The organism is Rhizobium sp. R711, from assembly GCF_002211365.1.
In the GTDB taxonomy this organism is placed as follows: Bacteria; Pseudomonadota; Alphaproteobacteria; order Rhizobiales; family Rhizobiaceae; genus Rhizobium.
In genome coordinates, this window is the sequence record NZ_LOKZ01000008.1 from 48562 (window position 1) to 68400 (window position 19839).

Genomic DNA, 19839 nt, shown 5'->3' on the forward strand with positions numbered 1-19839 from the left:
ATGTCGGCAGCCTACTTCTTCGCCCAAAGCACCTTGAAGCGGGCATTGCGGCAGGTCTCTCCGCTTTCCTTGAAGTTCGCAGCGAGCACCGGCTCATAAGGCAAGCCACGATTGGCAACCAACAGCAGGCGACCGCCGCCACGCAGCACCGACGCGGCCGTCTTGATCATCGCCTGGCCGAGCGACGGCTCTGCCGCATGGCCTTCGTGGAAGGGCGGATTCATGATGACGAGATCGTACTTGTCCTTCACCGGTTCGCCGGCCAGATCGTGCCAGAAGAAGCGCGCAGGCACGTCAGGGCAGTTCTCCTCCAGATTGGCCTTTGCCGCTTCCAGAGCGGCGTAGTTGGCTTCGTAGAGGTCAAGACGGCTGACGCCGGGAGACCGCTCTGCCAATTCGACGGAGAGATACCCCCAACCAGCACCGAAATCGGCGACGTCGCCGGTGAAATCGGCAGGCAGGCGCGAGGCGAGCAATTCCGAGCCATCATCGACGCGGTCGTGCGAGAACATGCCAGCCGCGGCCAGGAAGCGGCCATCGACGCGAACGGGTGGCTTGGCGAACTTGCCGACAATCTCGCTGAGATCGGCCGGCCGCGCGAACCACAACGCAACGCCGTGATATTTCGGCATATGCTCGATGTCGAAGCCGAAACCCTCCATGCGCTTGCGGAGCGACTGGATGCCATCCTCCTTGCCGCCGGCGATGACGATCAGGCCACCGACCTTTACACGCTGAAGCGCGGCAGCGATGTTGGCCTCGTTCTCGCCCTTGTGCTTGTTGCAGAGGACCAAGGCGGCATCGTAGTCCTCGCCTTCAATCTCAGGCGTGGTTTCGATGCGTTGGGAGAGAAGCTGCCGGTACAGCGGCCGGAGGCCCTGTACGGCGCTCAGCGAGGCGGCAAAGCCCTCCGGCACTGCGAAGCCTGCCTCGGCGCCCAGAAAGAGCACACGCTCGCCCTCGCCGGGCGCGTCGACGGTGCCGCTGGCAAAGGGATGGAACAGGGTCTTCAGGGTTTCGCGGCTCATGATCTCTTCTCACCTTCGGATACAAAAAGGGCGCGGGAAAACTCCCACGCCCTCGAACGAGTTGAAAGGCGCGGCTTACTCAGCCGCATCTTCCTTCTTCTTTTCGGACTTTTCGGCAGCCGGGAGTTCCTGGCCGGTTGCCTGGTCGACAACCTTCATCGACAGGCGGACCTTGCCGCGCTCGTCGAAGCCGAGGAGCTTGACCCAGACCTTCTGGCCTTCCTTGACGACGTCCTGCGTCTTGGCAACACGCTCGGAAGCGAGCTGCGAGATGTGGACGAGGCCGTCCCGGGCGCCGAAGAAGTTGACGAATGCGCCGAAGTCGGCGGTCTTGACGACCGTACCTTCGTAGATCTGACCAACTTCCGGCTCAGCAACGATCGAGTGGATCCACTTGCGGGCCGCTTCGATTTCCTTGCCGGACGAGGAAGCGATCTTAACCGTGCCGTCGTCTTCGATGTTGATCTTGGCGCCGGTCTTTTCGACGATTTCGCGGATGACCTTTCCGCCGGAGCCGATAACTTCGCGGATCTTGTCGACCGGGATGTTCATGACTTCGATGCGCGGTGCGAATTCGCCAAGCTGGCCACGGCTCTCGGTGATGGCCTTGGCCATTTCGCCGAGGATGTGGGCACGACCGCCCTTTGCCTGGCTGAGCGCGACCTTCATGATCTCTTCGGTGATACCGGCGATCTTGATGTCCATCTGCAGCGAAGTGATGCCGTCAGCGGTACCGGCGACCTTGAAGTCCATGTCGCCGAGGTGGTCTTCGTCGCCGAGGATGTCGGAGAGAACGGCGAAGCGATCGCCTTCGAGGATCAGACCCATGGCGATACCGGCAACCGGCTTCGCAAGCGGAACGCCGGCGTCCATGAGAGCGAGCGAGGTACCGCAGACGGTTGCCATCGAGGACGAGCCGTTCGACTCGGTGATTTCGGAGACAACGCGCAGCGTATAGGGGAACTGCTCAGCCGACGGCAGCATCGGGTGGATAGCGCGCCATGCGAGCTTGCCGTGACCGATTTCGCGGCGGCCTGGGGAGCCCATGCGGCCGGTTTCACCAACGGAGTAGGGCGGGAAGTTGTAATGGAGCAGGAAGCGCTCCTTGTACATGCCCGTGAGGCTGTCAACGTACTGTTCGTCTTCGCCGGTGCCGAGCGTGGCAACGACGATCGCCTGCGTTTCACCGCGGGTGAAGAGCGCCGAACCGTGGGTGCGCGGCAGGAGGCCGACTTCCGAGACGATCGGACGAACGGTTTCGAGGTCACGACCGTCGATACGGCTCTTGGTGTCGAGAATGTTCCAGCGAACGATCTTTGCCTGCAGGTGCTTGAAGATCGCGCCGACTTCTTCGGCCGTGTACTTGGCTTCGCCTTCTTCCGGAAGGAAGTGCGCCTTGACCTTCGCCTTGACGGCGTCGACGGCAGCGTAGCGCTCGGCCTTCTGCGTGTTCTTGTAGGCGGTGCGCAGCTCGGCTTCGAAATGCTTCAGCATTTCGCCTTCGAGTTCCGAATAGTCTTCCGGCTGGAAGTCGCGCGGTTCCTTGGCAGCCACTTCGGCGAGCTTGATGATCGCGTCGAGAACCGGCTGGAAGCCGCGGTGGCCGAACATGACGGCGCCGAGCATGACTTCTTCATTCAGTTCCTTGGCTTCGGATTCAACCATCAGAACGGCGTCGTGCGTACCTGCTACAACGAGGTCGAGAACCGACTCGTCCATCTCGTCGAGATGCGGGTTGAGAACGTATTCACCGTTGATGTAGCCGACGCGGGCGCCACCGACCGGGCCCATGAAGGGAACACCCGAAAGGGTGAGTGCCGCCGAGGTCGCAACCATCGAAAGGATGTCGGGGTTGTTTTCGAGGTCATGCTGGATGACGGTGACGACGACCTGGGTGTCGTTCTTGTAGCCTTCCGGGAAGAGCGGGCGGATCGGGCGGTCAATCAGGCGGGAAACGAGGGTTTCGTTTTCGCTCGGACGGCCTTCACGCTTGAAGTAGCCACCGGGAATCTTGCCGGCTGCGTAGGTCTTTTCCTGGTAGTTGACGGTCAGCGGGAAGAAGTCCTGGCCCGGCTTCGGCGCCTTGGCGGAAACGACGGTGGCGAGAACCACTGTTTCGCCGTAAGTCGCGAGAACGGCGCCATCGGCCTGGCGGGCGATCTTGCCAGTTTCGAGCTTCAGCGGGCGGCCTGCCCACTCGATTTCCACACTATGAGTATCGAACATATGTCTTGTCCTTCAATGCGGGAACATGCGCCCCGCCTTCCAAGGCACGGCGCACGGTCAACCGCAATCGGTGTGACGCATCATGGGCAAGACAACGGGAGGCTTTACATCGACGGCCCCGGAAGAGACCGGGCCAAAGCTCCTCGAGCTCTGGCCGAAAGCATCCGGCAATCCTGCCCCATGACAGGTCAACGGTTGGTTTGGCAGAACCGGCCCATCCGGGTCTGCCGGGCAATCCGCCATGGGCGGCGGGTGGGGAAAGGTTCCCCGAAAAAATCCGGCGGGCGTCCCAAGGGGGAGCGCCCGCCGAAAAATCATTAGCGGCGGATACCCAGGCTGCCGATCAGCTTGGTGTAGCGGCCTTCGTCCTTCTTCTTGAGGTAGTCAAGAAGCGAGCGGCGGCTGGAAACCATCGTCAGCAGACCACGGCGGGAATGGTTATCCTTCTTGTGGTCCTTGAAGTGGCCGGTCAGGTTGTTGATACGCTCGGTCAGGATGGCAACCTGAACTTCCGGAGAACCGGTGTCGCCTTCGAACGTTGCGTATTCCTTGATGAGAGCCGTCTTGCGCTCAGCAGTAATCGACATCGGATGTTCCTTTCTATGAGAGGAGATTAGGTCGCCAAAAGCCGGGATGTCGTCCAGCTTCGGCCGCGAATGCATTCGGGCCGAGCCCGATTGCTGGCGCTGCGTATAAACCAAATGCGCTGCAATGGAAAGAGGTATGCCACAGATCGCCGATTCGTCACTTTCCGGCCATCGCATCCCGGATCATGGCATTGTAGCCCTCTGGGTCCTGCAGCATGGCGAAGTGGCTCGCGTCCTTGAGGATCACCAGCTTCGATCCCGGAATTTGTTTGGCCATCATCTCGGTATGGTCGAGCTTGATTGCCTCGTCGTGGTCGCCGATCGTCAAGGTGACGGGTACCTTGATCTTGCCAAGGTCGTCGGCAGTCCAGGCCGGCTGGCTCGCCCACATCGCCGAGATCTCGGTAACGAAGGCATCATATTCGTTTGGTGTCGGCGAGAGTTTTTTGTAAGTCTCGCCGGCGGCATTGATGTAATTGCTGAAGGTCTCGTTGGTCATAACGTCGGCCTTTAGGCCGTCGGTCGTGACGTTCGCCGCCTGCGCGATCACGCGCGTCAGCTTCTCAGGGTTCTTCATCGCCATGTCGATGCCGATGATGCCGCCATCAGACCAGCCGACCAGGGTCACCTTGTCGAGCTTCAGATAGTCCAGCAAAGCGACATAATCCGACGTCATCAGGTCATAGCCGAACGGCTGCTCACTGCGCGTCGAGCGGCCGTGTCCGCGGCTGTCAGCCACGATTACCCGATGATCCTTCGCGAACTCAGCCACCTGATAGCCCCAGACGTCCGCGCTACCGAGCCCACCATGGATGAACAGGATCGGATCGCCCTCACCATACTCGGCGTAATACATCTTGATGTCGTTGACGGGTGCCATGCCGCTCGTCTTTGCTGTCGGCATTGGCGGAAAGGCTGGCAACGTTGCCCAGCGCTCTGCCGAGCAAGCGCTCGCGGCCATCAAAACCGCCGAGAAGAACATCAGGATGCCGGCTGCAAGTCTGCCCATGACTGTCTCCCTGATCCAAAGGGCTCCACGGCCCGGATCAGGGAAACATATCTTAATGCCAAAGGCTGACAACTGCCATCTATGGTTTTGCCGGCGCTCGAGCGAGCCAAAACCAGAAGTTTATAGAAGCTCAGCCAAAGACGCGTTTCGGGCGGAACTCACCTTGGCCGATCTCGCCGATCGCAACCAGTTTGCCGCGAGACGTAGCATAGGCTTCGCTTTCGGCAACCGGTGCGTCGCGACCGCGCACGAGGATCGGGTTGCCCATCTTCAGACGATGTGCCTGGTCGTCATTGACGACGAGATGCGGCAGCGAGGAGAGCGCTTCGCTGGTGTCGATCAGCAGGGCATCGAGGGCAGCAAGCCGTTCGTCGGCGTCTTCGATCGCCTCGAGCGCGACGAGGTCGGCAAGTGGTACCATCGTTTCTTCGGCAAACGGTGCAACGAAGCTGCGGCGCAGGCCCGAGATGTGGCCGTAGCAGCCGAGTTCGCGGCCGAAATCGCGCGCCAACGCGCGTACATAGGTGCCCTTGCCGCATTCGACTTCGAAATGCGCCGTATTGGCGTCCTGGCATGACAACAGCGTCAGGCGGAAGATCTCGACCTCACGGGAGGGGATTTCCACCGCCTCGCCATCGCGCGCCAGATCGTAGGCCCGCTCGCCCGCGATCTTGATTGCCGAAAACTGCGGCGGCACCTGGCTGATGACGCCAGTGTATTTTGGCAGGAGGTCGCGGATCTGCTGTTCGCTCGGGCGCTTGTCGGAGCTCTGCGTTACATCGCCCTCGAGATCGTCGGTTGCGCGCTCCTCACCCCAGGTTACGGTGAATTCGTAGATCTTGCGGCCGTCCATCACGTAGGGAACGGTCTTCGTCGCATCACCAAGCGCGATCGGCAGCATGCCCGAGGCCAGCGGGTCGAGCGTGCCGGCGTGACCGCATTTCTGCGCCTTGAACAGCCACTTGATCTTGGAAACAGCTTCGGTGGAGCCGAAATCGACCGGCTTGTCGAGGATCAGCCAGCCCGAGATCGGGCGGCCCTTCGGTTTACGTGGTTTGGACATCAGTCTCTTCTACTATTCTTCTTCGGTATCGCCGTGGTCGAGATCGCGGCTCACCTCCGGTGAGCGCAGCAACTCGTCGATCTTCTTGTAATTGTCGAAGCTCGTATCGTCGCGGAAGCGGATATCCGGCATGTATTTCATTTGCCGAAGCTGCGGGCTAAGGCGGCCACGGATGTATTTCGCATTGCGGTTCAGCGCAGCGATCACTGCATCATGATCCGTTACACCGAGCGGCGTCACGTAGGCCGTCGCGATCTTCAGATCAGGCGACATGCGGACTTCGGAGATGGAAATGACGGTCTTCTCGATCACGTCATCGCGCACTTCGCCACGCTGCAGAACCTGCGTGATAGCGGCGCGAACCTGCTCGCCGACGCGCAGCATACGCTGCGAAGGTGCGGAGGTTGTTGGTCTTGTTGCCATTTTTCTTTGCCTCAAAAGGTTCGGGCGCCGGCCTCAGTTGATCCGGCGCCCGTCCAAATTTCCAATATCACACGATCAGAGCGTACGGGTGATGTGCTCGACGCGGAAGCATTCGATCGTGTCGCCGGCGCGGATGTCTTCGTAATTCTCGAAAGCCATACCGCATTCCTGGCCGGAATGCACTTCCGAGACTTCGTCCTTGAAGCGCTTGAGCGTCTTGAGCTTGCCTTCGTGGATGACGACGTGGTCGCGGACGAGGCGGACACCAACTCCACGCTCGACCTTGCCTTCGGTAACACGGCAACCCGCGACCTTGCCGACCTTGGTGATGTTGAACACCTCGAGGATCTCGGCATTGCCGAGGAAGGTTTCGCGGCGCTCCGGCGAGAGCAGACCCGACATCGCCGCCTTCACGTCATCCACCAGATCGTAGATGATGTTGTAGTAACGGATTTCGATGCCCTGGCGTTCTGCCAGCGTACGGGCCTGTGCATTCGCACGAACGTTGAAGCCGATGATCGCAGCACCCGATGCCTCGGCAAGCGAGATATCCGATTCCGTTACACCGCCGACAGCCGAGTGAACGATGCGGGCACGAACTTCGTCCGTACCGAGCTTTTCGAGCGCACCGGCGATCGCTTCGATCGAACCCTGCACGTCACCCTTGATGACCAGCGGGAACTCCTTGACGCCTGCCGACTGCAGCTGCGTCATCATCTGTTCCAGCGAGCCGCGCTGGCCCGAATGGCGGGCGGCAGCCTTGTCGCGAGCGAGACGCTGGCGATATTCCGAGATCTCGCGGGCGCGGCCTTCGTTTTCAACGACGGCGAACCTGTCACCTGCCTGCGGCGTGCCGGAAAGGCCAAGCACCTCGACCGGCATGGCCGGCGGGGCTTCCTTCATGTGTTCGCCCTTGTCGTTGACGAGGGCGCGGACACGACCCCAGACATCACCAGCGACGATGATCTGGCCGGGCTTCAGCGTACCGTTCTGGACGAGAACCGTGGCAACCGAACCGCGGCCGCGGTCGAGCTGGGCTTCGATGACCGTACCTTCCGCCGTGCGGTTCGGATTGGCCTTGAGGTCCAGGATTTCGGCCTGCAGCAGAATGGCTTCCAGCAGCTTGTCGAGGTTCTTTCCGGTCTTGGCCGAAACTTCGACGTCAAGAACTTCACCGCCCATCGATTCCACGAAGACTTCGTGCTGCAGGAGCTGCGTGCGCACCTTCTGCGGATCGGCGGTCGGCTTGTCGACCTTGTTGATCGCCACGATGATCGGAACACCAGCCGCCTTGGCGTGGTTGATCGATTCAATCGTCTGCGGCATGACGCTGTCATCAGCTGCAACGACCAGGATCGCGATGTCGGTCGCCTGCGCACCGCGGGCACGCATTGCCGTAAAGGCGGCGTGGCCGGGGGTGTCGATGAAGGTGATCTTCTGACCGTTCTGCTCGACCTGATAGGCGCCGATATGCTGCGTGATACCACCGGCTTCGCCAGCAACCACATTGGCATGACGGATGGCGTCGAGCAGCGAGGTCTTGCCGTGGTCGACGTGGCCCATGATGGTCACAACAGGCGGACGCGAAACGCGATCGCCCTCATCGTCGGCAACGTTGAAGATGCCAAGTTCGACGTCGGATTCAGAAACGCGCTTGACTGTGTGGCCGAATTCGCCAGCAATGAGTTCAGCAAGGTCGGCGTCGATGACGTCGCCCGGCTTCATCATTTGGCCTTCCTTCATCAGGTACTTGATGACATCGACCGCGCGTTCGGACATGCGCTGCGACAGTTCCTGGATGGTAATGGTCTCCGGCAGAACGACTTCTCGCGAAATCTTCTCGCGGGTTTCCTGCATCTGGCTGCGGCGGAACTTCTCCTGACGACGGCGCATTGCCGAGAGCGAACGGCCGCGTGCACTGTCTTCATCCTCGCTTGCGGTCGTGATCGTCAGCTTTCCGCGGCGACGATCCTCCTCACCCTTGGGGCGAGTCGTCACCGGCTTTGCGGGCTCGGGACGAACGACACGACCACGAACCGGCGCGCCGCCACGCGGCGCAGAGCGATCGTCGTCGTCAGAGTCGCGACGACCGCGTCCAGCTGGCGCAACTGCGCCAGGTGCCGGGCGTGCCACGGCCGGAGATGGCGCAGCATCCGGACGGCGCGCGACGGGCGCAGCCGGCTGAACGCGCGGCGCCTCAGTGCGTTGCTCGACAACAGCAGGTGCTGCTGGGGCAGTCGGAGCGGCGGCGGCTTCAGCGGCCCGAGCAGCAGCTTCTTCCGCAGCGCGGCGCTTGGCTTCCTCAACCTCAGCGGCTTGGCGTACGGCTTCTTCCGCGGCGCGGCGCTTTTCTTCCTCGGCGCGGCGAACCGCATCCTCGGCATCGCGAACCTGTGCCATGGCGAGCGCGCGGCGGCGCGCATCCATTTCCTCAGGCGACAGATGGTTCAGGACCACCGGACGGGGGCGATCCTGCTGACGCGGAGGCTGAGAAGAAGGCTGCTGCGGACGCGACTGCTGGCCGCCCGTCGGCTGAATGCGCGGCTGTGGCGCCTGCGGCGCGCGCGGCTGGTGCACGCTCGGAGCTGCTTCGGCACGAACCGGAGCGCTGGAGCCTACGGGGGTGATCGGGCGCTCGTCCTCCGGACGCATCGGACGCCGCTTGCGGGTCTCGACAACGACCGCCTTGGTGCGGCCGCGGCCCATATCCTGGCGCACGGTGCCCTGGCTCATTCCCGACGGCTTCAGGGTCAAAGTCTTCTTGCCCGGTCCGTTCAGTGTCTTGTCGTCATTGCTATCGGTCATTCGTTCCCGTTCCTTCGGACAGGGAGCGATGACGTCATCAGACCCTGTCGTTCAAATACTGTCGATCAATGATGTAGCAGCCGGCCGATGCCGGTGACCGTATCATTGTTTTTGCCGGCCAGCGCCGCCCGGTGCCCGGGACTGACCGCCACTACGGTACTGTTCGAGCATCTTTGCGCGCTTCACTACACCCTCACCCGCCTGCCCTGCAAGCACTGCAGCATGGATAAAAGCGTTCTGGCCCATCACCCCTTCCATTTCGTCCTCCGAGAAGAGACGGAAGGAAGGTATTTCTTCCTCGGTTTCCATTCCGAGATGCCAAGCCTTGCGAGCCTGGTCTATCTTTCTCACGCCATCCTCGGCGGCATTCGTTGCGTGGAACACTGCGATCGCGGCTCCACTCCTGACTGCGGCATCCACTTTCGCGGAACCCGTAACGAACTGGCCCGCCTTGCGAGCCATGTTCATCATCTGCATCAACTGCTGTCCAAGCAGCGTCTCTACGGCTTGGCCAAGATCGGCCGCCGCCTTCACATCCGCTTTCAACGCGCGGGCGAAGAGCTTCTTCGCCACCGCCTTGTCGACCAACGAGCGATCGACCTTGACCCAGCAGCCGCGTCCCGGAAGCTGTCGCTTCAGGTCGGCGATGACAGTCCCATCCGGAGCGGCAACGAAGCGGATCAGCTCATCCGGCGATCCGCTTTCGCGCGTCACGATGCACATGCGACCATTCACGTCATATCCTGCAAGATCGTCGTCCTCAGGAGAAACGGTCGGCTCACGCGCGGACATTATACTTCCTGCTCGGCCTCGGGAGCTTCTTCAGCTTCCGCGTCCTTGGCGAGGTCTTCTTCGGTGATCCAGCCAGCCGCGAGGCGAGCCTGGACGACCATCTGCTCAGCCTCGACGCGCGAAACGTCGAACTTCGAGAACAGGCCTTCGAATTTCTTGGTCTCGCCGTTCTTGCGCTCGCTCCAGCCAACGAGATCGTCAGCGGCGCAGCCGGCGAAGTCCTCGAGCGTCTTGATGCTGTCTTCGCCGAGCGCGACCATCATCTGTGCGGTCATGCCGTCGATCTGGCGCAGTTCGTCGGAAACGCCGAGCGCCTTTCGCTTTTCGTCCATTTCGGCTTCCAGGCGCTCCAGATATTCGCGGGCACGCGTCTGGATTTCCTGTGCCGTGTCTTCGTCAAAACCGTCGATTGAGGCAATTTCGTCAAGGTCGACATAGGCAAGCTCTTCGACTGCCGCAAAACCTTCCGAGGCCAGAACCTGACCGACCATTTCGTCAACGTCGAGCGAATCCATGAACAGGTTGGTGCGCTCGTTGAATTCTTTCTGACGGCGTTCCGACTCTTCGGCTTCCGTCATGATGTCGATATCCCAGCCGGTCAGCTGCGATGCCAGGCGGACGTTCTGGCCGCGGCGGCCGATGGCCAGCGACAGCTGCTCGTCGGGAACCACGACTTCAATGCGCTCTGCATCCTCGTCGAGAACAACCTTGGCGACTTCAGCCGGCTGCAGGGCGTTGACGACGAAGGTCGCCGGGTCCTGCGACCACGGAATGATGTCGATCTTTTCGCCCTGAAGCTCGCCGACGACGGCCTGAACGCGAGAACCGCGCATACCGACGCAAGCGCCGACCGGATCGATCGAGCTGTCGTTCGAGATCACGGCGATCTTGGCGCGCGAACCCGGATCGCGGGCAACCGACTTCACCTGGATGATGCCGTCGTAGATTTCCGGCACTTCCATGGTGAAGAGCTTGACCATGAACTGCGGATGCGTGCGCGACAGGAAGATCTGCGGGCCGCGCTGTTCACGACGAACATCATATACGTATGCGCGGACGCGATCGCCATAGCGGACGTTTTCGCGCGGGATCATTTCGTCGCGACGGATGATGCCTTCGCCACGGCCGAGGTCGACGATGACGTTGCCGTATTCGACGCGCTTGACGGTGCCGTTGACGATTTCGCCGACGCGGTCCTTGAACTCGTCGAACTGGCGGTCACGCTCGGCTTCGCGAACCTTCTGGACGATGACCTGCTTGGCGGATTGGGCAGCGATACGGCCGAAATCCATCGGCGGCAGCGGATCGGCAATGAAATCGCCAAGCGCTGCGTCCGGGTTGCGGTCGCGGGCCAGCTCAAGCGGAATCTGGGTCGAATAGTCTTCAGCCTTGTCGACAACTTCGAGCAGACGCTGAAGACGGATTTCCCCGGTCTTCGGGTTGATGTCGGCGCGGATGTTGGACTCGGTGCCGTAGCGGGAGCGCGCTGCCTTCTGGATCGCGTCCGCCATTGCGGCAAGCACGATCTCGCGGTCGATGACCTTTTCGCGCGCCACTGCATCTGCGATCTGCAGAAGTTCGAGCCGGTTCGCACTGACTGCCATTGTCTTTTCTCTCCGTCTAGACGTCCCGGGTTCCCGTCCCTGGAGCCACAAGTTGATCGGTTATTCTTCGTCTTCCGCTTCGTTCTGGTTCGCGGCCTCTGCCTTCGCCAGCTTGTCGGCGCGCAGCGCATCACGGATCAGATCGTCGGTCAGAATGAGCTTCGCATCGCTGAGCGCAGTGAAAGGGATGACAACCTTCTGCTCTTCGCCATAGGCAACCTGGTCACGCTCGAGCGTGAAACCGTCCGCATCGCTCTCCACGATCTTGCCGCGGAAGCGCTTGCGGCTGCCGATCATGATCGACGTCTCGCACTTCAAAAGGTGTCCCTGCCAGCGGGTGAAATCCGATTTCCGCACCAACGGACGATCGATACCCGGCGAAGACACCTCGAGATGATACTCCCGATCGATCGGATCTTCCACATCCAGAACCGGAGAAATGGCCATCGAGACCGCCTCGCAGTCCTCCACAGTCATCGTTCCGTCGTTGCGCTCGGCCATGATCTGGAGGGTTGCGCCGTTCTGATTGAGCATCCGCACGCGGGTCAGGCGAAACCCGAGATCCACCAATACAGGCTCGATAATGTCGGCAAGACGCTGGTCGAGACCGGTTTCGGTGATCAGCCGCGGCTCAAGTTCATTGTCTGCTTTCGTCGGATCCGACAAGCGATGCGCTCCTAGCAATTTCATGCATTTTGGGTGATCGCGGTAATAAAAAAGAGCGGGTCCTTGCGGCCCACTCTTCATCAAAACGATCAAGATTTGAGAGCCATATAGGCCGGTTTTTCCGAAATTGCAAGCTCCGTCGCCAACGTTCCGGATGCGCCCCGGCGCTAGCCAGAGGCATCTTGCGCCATATATTGGTTTCGAGGGACCGGCATCGGGAGGGATCGTGCCTTACACTTCGTCGACACTGGCGCCGTTGCGGCACGAAACCTACCGGACGATCTGGTTTGCAAGCCTCGCCTCGAATTTCGGCGGATTGATCCAGGCGGTCGGCGCCGCCTGGATGATGACGACCATCACGGCATCGGAGAATATGGTCGCGCTGGTGCAGACATCGACGGCGTTGCCGATCATGCTTTTTTCGCTCGTGTCTGGCGCCCTTGCCGACAGCTTCGACCGGCGCCGGGTGATGCTGACGGCGCAATACTTCATGCTTGCCGTTTCGGCGCTACTTAGCATCTCGGCCTATTTCGGCTGGCTTTCGCCGTGGCTGCTCCTCTTCTTCACGTTTCTGATCGGATGCGGCACAGCGCTAAACAATCCGTCCTGGCAGGCCTCAGTCGGCGATATGGTCCCGCGTGCGGATCTGCCGGGCGCCGTCACGCTCAACAGCGTCGGCTTCAACATCACCCGCAGCGTCGGCCCGGCGATCGGTGGTGTCATCGTCGCTGCCGCCGGCGCCGCGGCGGCGTTTGCCGTTAACACACTGAGCTATTTCGCACTGATCTATGCCCTGATGCGCTGGAAACCGAGCTTGCCGACCTCCACCCTGCCGCGGGAGACGCTCGGCAGCGCGGTGTTTGCTGGCCTTCGTTATGTGTCGATGTCGCCCAACCTGCAGAAAGTGCTGCTGCGCGGTCTCATCTTCGGGATCAGTGCCAGCTCGATACTCGCTTTGCTGCCGATCGTGGCGATCAACCTCGTTGTCGGCGGCCCGTTGACCTATGGCCTCATGCTCGGCTCCTTTGGTATTGGCGCGATCGGCGGCGCGATGCTGAATGATTGGCTGCGCGAACGCTTTTCGAGCGAAACGATCGTGCGTATCTCCTTCGCCGGTTTTGCACTGAGCGCCGCGATCGCCGCCTTCAGCCCGATTGCCGCGCTGACCTGTGCTGGATTGGTGATATCGGGCGCTTGCTGGGTATTGGCGCTTTCGCTGTTTAATACGATCGTGCAGCTGTCGACGCCGCGCTGGGTCGTCGGTCGCGCGCTGTCGCTCTATCAGACGGTGACCTTTGGCGGCATTGCGGGCGGCAGCTGGATCTGGGGCGTGGCCGCCGACCGTTACGGTGTCTCCAACGCCCTGCTGATCTCCGCCGTTGTCATGCTCTTCGGCATCGTCGTCGGGCTGCGCTTCGCCATGCCGGCCTTTGCCTCACTCAACCTCGACCCGCTGAACCGCTTCACCGAACCGGCGCTCGGTCTCGATATTACGCCACGCAGCGGCCCGATCGTCGTCCAGATCGACTACGAAATCGCTGATGCGGATGTTCGCGAGTTTCTGGCACTGATGGGCGAGCGGCGGCGTATTCGCCTTCGCGATGGCGCCCGCAATTGGGCGCTGATGCGCGACCTCGAAAAGCCAGGCCGATGGACCGAGACCTACCACACGCCGACCTGGGTCGAATACATCAGACACAATCAACGCCGCACCCAGGCCGATGCGGAAAACATCGAACGGTTGCGCGATCTCCACCGCGGCAAGGACCTACCGCAGGTGCACCGGCTGATCGAGCGTCAGGCTATTCCTCCCAATGACGACGTCTTCTACAAGGCGCCGATCGACCTGCACCATTGAGGCAAGTCATGCGTTCCTTTCGCCCTGCCCGTTCTTCCGATCTGCCTGATATCATCGACCTGCTTGCCGACGACGATCTAGGAGCGACGCGCGAGATCGTCTCGGATCCGCCGGATGCCAGGTATGTCGCAGCATTCGCGGCGATCGAGGCCGATCCCAACCAGTTGCTGGCCGTCGCCGTCAATGAGCGCGATCGCGTCGTCGGCTGCCTGCAGCTGACCTTCATTCCCGGTCTGTCGCGGACTGGCATGTGGCGCGGACAGATCGAAAGCGTGCGCATCGCTAGGGACGCCCGAGGGTCGGGCCTTGGCTCCGATTTCATCGAATGGGCGGTGGCGCGCTGCGCCGAGCGCGGTTGCGGCCTGGTACAATTGACCTCCGACAAATCGCGGACGGAGTCGATCCGCTTCTACGAGAAGCTGGGGTTCGTCGCGAGCCACCAAGGCCTGAAGCGCGCCGTCCAGACTTACTTCAACCTGCCGATCATCGACGCCTCGGGATAACAGGTCGGCTTTATGCCGTTCTTTTCCTGCCACTGGCCAATGGACCGGCGCGTCTTGTAGCCCGGCAGCCCGTCGGAGCCGCCGACATCATATCCCTTTTTCTCCAAGGCCTTCTGCATGGCCGCCACGTCGGAACGCAGCATCTTGCCGACATCGCCCCACGGCCCCTGGAAGGCGCCCGAACCATAGGCGATCCGATCCGCGAGATTGCCGATATAGAGCGCATAAAGATCGGAGTTGTTGTATTCCTTGATCACGTAGAAGTTCGGCGTGACCACGAATTCCGGTCCGTCGCGGCCCGCCGGGACGAGCATCATGCCGGATGCCTTGCCTTCGTCGGAGGGGAAGGCTTTGCCCGATATGCGCGTGATGCCAAGCGAGGCCCAATGCGATACGGGCTTGGCGAGATCCGGCCCCTCCTGAGCACAGGAAACCTGATCGGGAATCGTGACTTCATAGCCCCAGCTACGACGGCGCTGCCAGCCCTTCTGGGCCAGGAAGTTGGCAATCGAGGCAAGTGTGTCGGGTACAGACGTCCAGATATTGGGATGGCCGTCACCATCGAAATCGACGGCATACTTGAGGTAGCTGGTGGGCATGAACTGCGGCTGACCGAGCGCACCGGCAGACGACCCCTTGAATTCAGCCGGCGTTGCGTCGCCGCGATCGATGATGTGCAGGGCAGCAAGAAGTTCGGTGCGGAACATTTCCTTGCGCGTCGACATGAAAGCCTTGGTCGCCAGCACTTCGATTGCCGAGTTCGGAATCTTGGCGGCACCGAACCCCGTTTCGCGCCCCCAGACGGCCAGCACGATCGAACCGGGAACGCCGTAGGTCCTTTCGATCTTTCTCAGCGCCGAGGCATATTGCGAGGCAAAGCCTCGGCCGGTGGCGGCCAGCCGCGCCAACCGGTCCTCATTGAAATAGGGACCTGGGGATGAAAATTCGGCCTGAGTCTGCTTCTGCTGCTTCGGCGGCGGGAAGCCGGGAGGCGCGAGATCAGTCAGGTCCCAATTGAGTTCGACGCCCGCAAAGGATGCGCGAAACGCCCGCTCCGAAATGCCGTTCTTCTGCGCTTCGGGCCAGAGGTCGGTCTGCACCCATTTCTCGAACTGCGCCTCGACATCGGGCTTGGACGCTGAAAGCGCCGGCCCGCATGACAGCGTCAGCAGCGCTGCCGTCGCGATCAAAAGGCGGCCGAAAATGCGCTTGCTCATGCTTCCCCCTAGATTGCCGTGCGTGCCCTGAGCGCCGCCTGCAGCGTTCCTTCGTCGAGATAGTCGAGTTCGCCGCCGACCGGGACACCGTGGGCAAGGCGCGTAATCTTGACGTCCAGCCCGGTCAGCTGGTCGGTTATATAGTGTGCTGTCGTTTGCCCCTCGACAGTCGCATTGACCGCGATGATCAGCTCACGAATGCCGCCGGCAGTGACGCGCTCGATCAGGCCGCGAATGTTGAGGTCGTCGGGTCCAACCCCATCCAAGGGAGACAAGGTACCACCGAGGACATGATAGGCGGCGTTCAGCGCGCCGGCACGCTCCAGCGCCCAGAGGTCGGAAACATCTTCGACAACGATGATGACAGACTGGTCGCGGCGGTCGTCCGTGCAGACAGTGCAGGGATCCACCGTATCGACGTTGCCGCAACGCGAGCAGATCTTGACCTTGTCATAGGCCTCGCCCATCGCATTCGACAAAGGGCCGAGCAGCTGGTCCTTTTTCTTGATGAGATGCAGCGCAGCGCGGCGCGCGGAGCGCGGGCCGAGGCCCGGCACCTTCGCCAGCAGCTGGATCAGTTTTTCGATTTCGGGACCAGTGACTCGCTTTGCCATGAGCGGTTATTAGCCCATATGGTGCCAAAACGGAAACATGTTGGGAGTGCGGAGCGAATGAAAATCCTCGCCGTCTGCATCGGCAGTGCCGAGCGCCTGCCCGGCAAGAGCTACAAGACGGGCATCTACAAGCATCCGATCGGCGGCAATGTGCTTGTCGATGCCGAGGGGCTCGTCGGCGATGCAATCTGCAACCGGAAGCACCATGGCGGCGTCGACCAGGCCATCTATCTCGAGGGGTCGCTGACGCTCGAGTGGTGGTCGAAGGAACTGGGACGAATCGTCGAGCCGGGCACGTTCGGAGAGAACATGGTGATCGGCGGTCTCGATAACCGCATCGTCTCAGTCGGTGATCGATTCATAGCCGGCGATCTTGTTCTCGAGGTCACCAGCGCTCGTATCCCTTGCGCGACCTTTGCCGCCCGGATGGGCGACCCGCACTTCGCCAAGCGCTACACCAAAGCGGCGCGACCGGGCGTCTATTGCCGCGTTCTGAAAAATGGAGCGATCGCGGCCGGAATGCCAGTCGACCATCTCCCCTACGGCGGCGAAAAGGTCACGATGCCCGAGATGATCGCGACATTCGGCAAGACGCTCGCGACGCAAGACCGCAACCGCTATCTCTCGGCTCCGATCCATTACAAGCTCCGCAACATCCTGGAAGCGCAGGCAGAGGTCTAGCGCAAGCGCGCCTCAAGGGCTGCCAGAGCGGCCCTTCCCTGCGGCCACTCGCCAAGCCCGCTCGTCCCGTTGATGTGACCGCGGGCACCGATGTCCATGAATTCGCTGCCCCATCCATTGGCCGTGGTGCGCGCATGGTTGAGCGAGCCGAAAGGGTCGTCGCTGCTAGCTATGACAAGGGATGCGAACGGGAGCGCACTTGCCGGTGGACTGGCAAAGCCGGCAGCCTCTGACGGAAAAGCCGGCGAAGACGGATCCGGGGGAGCGACCAGCAGAGCGCCACGGGCGCGATGCTTGCTCCGCCGAACCCAATGGGCAACGAGCAGACAGGAGAGGCTATGAGCGACGAGAACCGGTTCGGCCTTTGACTGTGCGACGGCACGGTCCAGCGCTGCAATCCAATCCTCAAGGTCTGGCTGATCCCAATTCGAGGGCGAAAAGCGCCGTAAGCGAGAATCGCTCGCCTCCCATCGGGATTGCCAGTGTGCTTCGCCAGACCCGCCGATGCCGGGCAAGGTAATGATATCTCGCATCGATTCCTTCCTGTTGCTCGACGCGTAAGCTGCATGAGATAGTCGGCAACGGACATAGGAAATCATCGGACAAAATATCCTCCAGCCGATGAATTGAAGGCGAACAATAATGACTGGCTTCGTGAACCGGCAACTTGACCCCACCGACATGCTGATTGTCGAGATCATGCAGGCGGACGGACGCATCTCCGTTTCCGAACTCGGCCGAAAGGTCGGCCTGTCACAACCGGCCGCCTCCGAGCGGCTGAAACGCCTGGAAGAGCGAGGCATCATCGAGGGTTACGGTGCCCGCATCAACATGGCGGCACTCGGGCTGGGCATGATGGCCATAATCCGGCTGCGCACCACCCACGAACATATTCGTGCCTGCCTCAAGCAATTTTCTGAAATGCCGCAGATTATCGAGGTTCTGAGGCTGACCGGAGAGGACTGCTTCGTGTTGAAAGTCCTGGTTCCCTCACCGTCCGAGCTTGAAATCATCGTCGACAGCATAGCGCGCTATGGTGCGGTAACAACATCCCTCGTGTTGCGCAGCCAGCCTATGAAGGCGATCGGTCGCGAACTGATGAAACTGCCCCGCAACTACCCCTGAGACGGATTTCGACCACTACCACTTGCTGACGAGGACAACACTCCTAGATTTTCACGCACGGGGTGCAAATCGAAGGAGGCTCGCATGTCCATCGCAAGACTTATCGCGGCGGCAGTCATTGCCGCAACAGCCACTGCCTTCCTATCAGCAACGCCGGCGGCAGCCCGCGTCAAAGTTGGCTCGCTGGGCTGTGATATTTCTCCGGGATTCGGTGTCATCATCGGCTCCAAGCGGACGCTCAACTGCATATTCACACCGTCCTCCCCTGATCGACCGAGCGAACACTATACCGGCACGATCACCAAGTTTGGCATTGATATCGGGACTCTCGCCGGCGGCGGATTGATTTGGCTCGTCTACGCACCGACCAACCGGCTCGACGGTGCCCTGCAGGGCAGCTACTCCGGCCTCGCAGCCAATGCGACGGTCGGGCTCGGTGTTGGGGCCAATGTCCTGATCGGGGGATTCGAGGGCTCGATTGCTCTACAACCGGTCTCGGCTGAGGGCACGTCCGGTCTCAATATCGCAGCGGGCGTTGCGAATATGATCCTGACCTGGGTGCCACCGGCACCTCCGCCACGAGCCCCCAAGCGGCATATCTCGCAGAGGTAGCCTAGCGCATCGCGATTGCGACAGCAGCGCCGGCCATCGTACCGGCGCTGGCACGATTGGCCATGCGCACCGCGCGGCGGCTCTTCAGGAAGCTTCTTGCCTTGGCGGCTGCCAGCGCCCAGCTGATATCGATCACGATCAGCACCAGAAACATCATCGCAACGAGTTCGGCCCAACCGACGACGGTCACGGCGTGGATGTCGATGATCGACGGCAGTAGCGCCATATAGAACATCATGATCTTCGGGTTGCCGAGCGTTACCGTCATACCAGCCAGAAAGAGCTTCAGCGGCGACTGCGCATCCGGCAGCGCCTCGCCTTCACTATCAGGCGACGCAAACCACATCTTCCAGGCGAGGTAGAACAGATAGCAAACGCCAAGCCACTTGATGGCAACGAAGGCGTAGTGGAAGGTTTCGGCAATCGCCGCGAGGCCTGCGACGGCGCAAGTCAGCCAGATTGCTTCGCCGAGCCACATGGCCGCCAGGAACGGCAGAACGTCACGCGCACCCTTGGAAATCACGCGGGCGACGAGTGCGGCGACGCTTGGCCCCGGGGAACCGGCCGCCACGAACAATGCGCAGGCAAAGACAAATAGACTGGTCAAGGTCATCGGCAATCCTCCCTACTGCGTGACGGAAGCGATGCCGACGCAGCCGACACCTCTCTCTTGATCTCTGCCGGAGATCAGAACGGCATCTTGAAACCGGGAGGAATCGGCAGGCCGGCGGTCAGCGCCTTGGTCTTTTCAGCGGCGGCGGCTTCAGCCTTGTCCTTGGCATCCTTGTGAGCGGCAACGATCAGGTCTTCGAGAATCTCGACGTCGTCTTCCTTGAACAGTGACGAGTCGATCTTCAGGCTCTGCATCTCGCCCTTGCCGTTGAGAATGACGGTAACGAGACCGCCACCCGATTTGCCCTCCGCATGGAGTTCGGCGATCTCCGCCTGCATCTTCTCCATCTTGGCCTGCATTTCCTTGACTTTGCCCATCATGCCCATGATGTCGCGCATCGTCTCGCTCCTTCT

General features: G+C 61.2%; 20 protein-coding genes. 5 read left to right on the forward strand and 15 right to left on the reverse strand.

Going from position 1 to position 19839, the window contains the following annotated elements; translation table 11 throughout:
- Nucleotides 1–11: 11 nt before the first annotated feature.
- The 10 genes from ATY80_RS11505 to rimP all read right to left on the reverse strand — a co-directional run bounded on the left by ATY80_RS11505 (nt 12) and on the right by rimP (nt 12203).
- The gene (locus ATY80_RS11505; protein ID WP_088692558.1) at nt 12–1028 is read right to left on the reverse strand and encodes a class I SAM-dependent methyltransferase; all 1017 of its coding nucleotides are present in this window, start codon (nt 1026–1028) and stop codon (nt 12–14) included.
- Nucleotides 1029–1103: 75 nt separating this feature from the next.
- On the reverse strand, nt 1104–3254 hold the full coding sequence (gene pnp, locus ATY80_RS11510; RefSeq protein ID WP_088692559.1) for a polyribonucleotide nucleotidyltransferase: 2151 nt from the start codon (nt 3252–3254) through the stop codon (nt 1104–1106).
- Nucleotides 3255–3571: 317 nt separating this feature from the next.
- On the reverse strand, nt 3572–3841 hold the full coding sequence (gene rpsO / locus ATY80_RS11515) for a 30S ribosomal protein S15 (protein ID WP_016552226.1): 270 nt from the start codon (nt 3839–3841) through the stop codon (nt 3572–3574).
- A 157-nt stretch (nt 3842–3998) separates the two neighbouring features.
- Nucleotides 3999–4850 carry an alpha/beta hydrolase gene (locus ATY80_RS11520; RefSeq protein WP_088692560.1) on the reverse strand — a complete coding sequence of 284 codons (852 nt, stop codon included), beginning with the start codon at nt 4848–4850 and terminating at the stop codon, nt 3999–4001.
- 130 nt (nt 4851–4980) lie between these two features.
- On the reverse strand, nt 4981–5913 hold the full coding sequence (gene truB / locus ATY80_RS11525; RefSeq protein WP_088692561.1) for a tRNA pseudouridine(55) synthase TruB: 933 nt from the start codon (nt 5911–5913) through the stop codon (nt 4981–4983).
- Between the two features lie 12 nt (nt 5914–5925).
- On the reverse strand, nt 5926–6336 hold the full coding sequence (rbfA, locus tag ATY80_RS11530; protein WP_088692562.1) for a 30S ribosome-binding factor RbfA: 411 nt from the start codon (nt 6334–6336) through the stop codon (nt 5926–5928).
- Nucleotides 6337–6411: 75 nt separating this feature from the next.
- Nucleotides 6412–9141, reverse strand: coding sequence for a translation initiation factor IF-2 (infB, locus tag ATY80_RS11535; protein WP_088692563.1), 2730 nt, complete (start codon nt 9139–9141; stop codon nt 6412–6414).
- 102 nt (nt 9142–9243) lie between these two features.
- Nucleotides 9244–9933, reverse strand: a complete 690-nt coding sequence (locus ATY80_RS11540; RefSeq protein ID WP_088692564.1) for an RNA-binding protein — start codon at nt 9931–9933, stop codon at nt 9244–9246.
- The gene (gene nusA / locus ATY80_RS11545; protein ID WP_088692565.1) at nt 9933–11537 is read right to left on the reverse strand and encodes a transcription termination factor NusA; all 1605 of its coding nucleotides are present in this window, start codon (nt 11535–11537) and stop codon (nt 9933–9935) included. Before nusA ends, ATY80_RS11540 begins: the two co-directional genes overlap by 1 nt.
- A gap of 60 nt (nt 11538–11597) precedes the next feature.
- Complete coding sequence (gene rimP, locus ATY80_RS11550) at nt 11598–12203, reverse strand: ribosome maturation factor RimP (RefSeq protein WP_088692566.1); 606 nt, start codon at nt 12201–12203, stop codon at nt 11598–11600.
- Between the two features lie 226 nt (nt 12204–12429).
- On the opposite strand from rimP, the gene ATY80_RS11555 reads away from it, so the two are divergent.
- Together ATY80_RS11555 and ATY80_RS11560 are read left to right on the forward strand one after the other, a co-directional pair.
- Nucleotides 12430–14061: an MFS transporter gene (locus ATY80_RS11555; RefSeq protein ID WP_088692567.1), complete on the forward strand. Its 1632-nt coding sequence runs from the start codon at nt 12430–12432 to the stop codon at nt 14059–14061.
- An 8-nt stretch (nt 14062–14069) separates the two neighbouring features.
- The gene (locus tag ATY80_RS11560; protein ID WP_088692568.1) at nt 14070–14564 is read left to right on the forward strand and encodes a GNAT family N-acetyltransferase; all 495 of its coding nucleotides are present in this window, start codon (nt 14070–14072) and stop codon (nt 14562–14564) included.
- Here the strand turns inward: ATY80_RS11560 and ATY80_RS11565 are convergent.
- Entirely contained in the window at nt 14528–15781 is a 1254-nt protein-coding gene (locus ATY80_RS11565; protein ID WP_088692569.1) for a lytic murein transglycosylase, read from the reverse strand. The genes ATY80_RS11560 and ATY80_RS11565 overlap by 37 nt on opposite strands.
- 8 nt (nt 15782–15789) lie before the next feature.
- A complete protein-coding gene (recR, locus tag ATY80_RS11570) occupies nt 15790–16395 on the reverse strand; it encodes a recombination mediator RecR (RefSeq protein ID WP_088692570.1) in 606 nt (201 codons plus the stop codon).
- 57 nt (nt 16396–16452) lie between these two features.
- Between recR and ATY80_RS11575 the strand changes: the two genes are divergently transcribed.
- The gene (locus ATY80_RS11575) at nt 16453–17076 is read left to right on the forward strand and encodes an MOSC domain-containing protein (protein WP_088692571.1); all 624 of its coding nucleotides are present in this window, start codon (nt 16453–16455) and stop codon (nt 17074–17076) included.
- Here the strand turns inward: ATY80_RS11575 and ATY80_RS11580 are convergent.
- Complete coding sequence (locus ATY80_RS11580) at nt 17073–17609, reverse strand: alpha/beta fold hydrolase (protein ID WP_088692572.1); 537 nt, start codon at nt 17607–17609, stop codon at nt 17073–17075. The genes ATY80_RS11575 and ATY80_RS11580 overlap by 4 nt on opposite strands.
- A 109-nt stretch (nt 17610–17718) precedes the next feature.
- Here ATY80_RS11580 and ATY80_RS11585 point away from each other — a divergent pair, with 109 nt between their 5' ends.
- Nucleotides 17719–18201, forward strand: a complete 483-nt coding sequence (locus ATY80_RS11585) for an Lrp/AsnC family transcriptional regulator (protein ID WP_088692573.1) — start codon at nt 17719–17721, stop codon at nt 18199–18201.
- Between the two features lie 84 nt (nt 18202–18285).
- Nucleotides 18286–18813 carry a DUF992 domain-containing protein gene (locus tag ATY80_RS11590; RefSeq protein WP_088692574.1) on the forward strand — a complete coding sequence of 176 codons (528 nt, stop codon included), beginning with the start codon at nt 18286–18288 and terminating at the stop codon, nt 18811–18813.
- Between the two features lies 1 nt (nt 18814).
- Here ATY80_RS11590 and ATY80_RS11595 read toward each other — a convergent pair whose 3' ends face one another.
- Nucleotides 18815–19426, reverse strand: coding sequence for a LysE family translocator (locus ATY80_RS11595; RefSeq protein ID WP_088692575.1), 612 nt, complete (start codon nt 19424–19426; stop codon nt 18815–18817).
- Nucleotides 19427–19500: 74 nt separating this feature from the next.
- Entirely contained in the window at nt 19501–19824 is a 324-nt protein-coding gene (locus ATY80_RS11600) for a YbaB/EbfC family nucleoid-associated protein (protein WP_088692576.1), read from the reverse strand.
- Between the last annotated feature and the right edge of the window lie 15 nt (nt 19825–19839).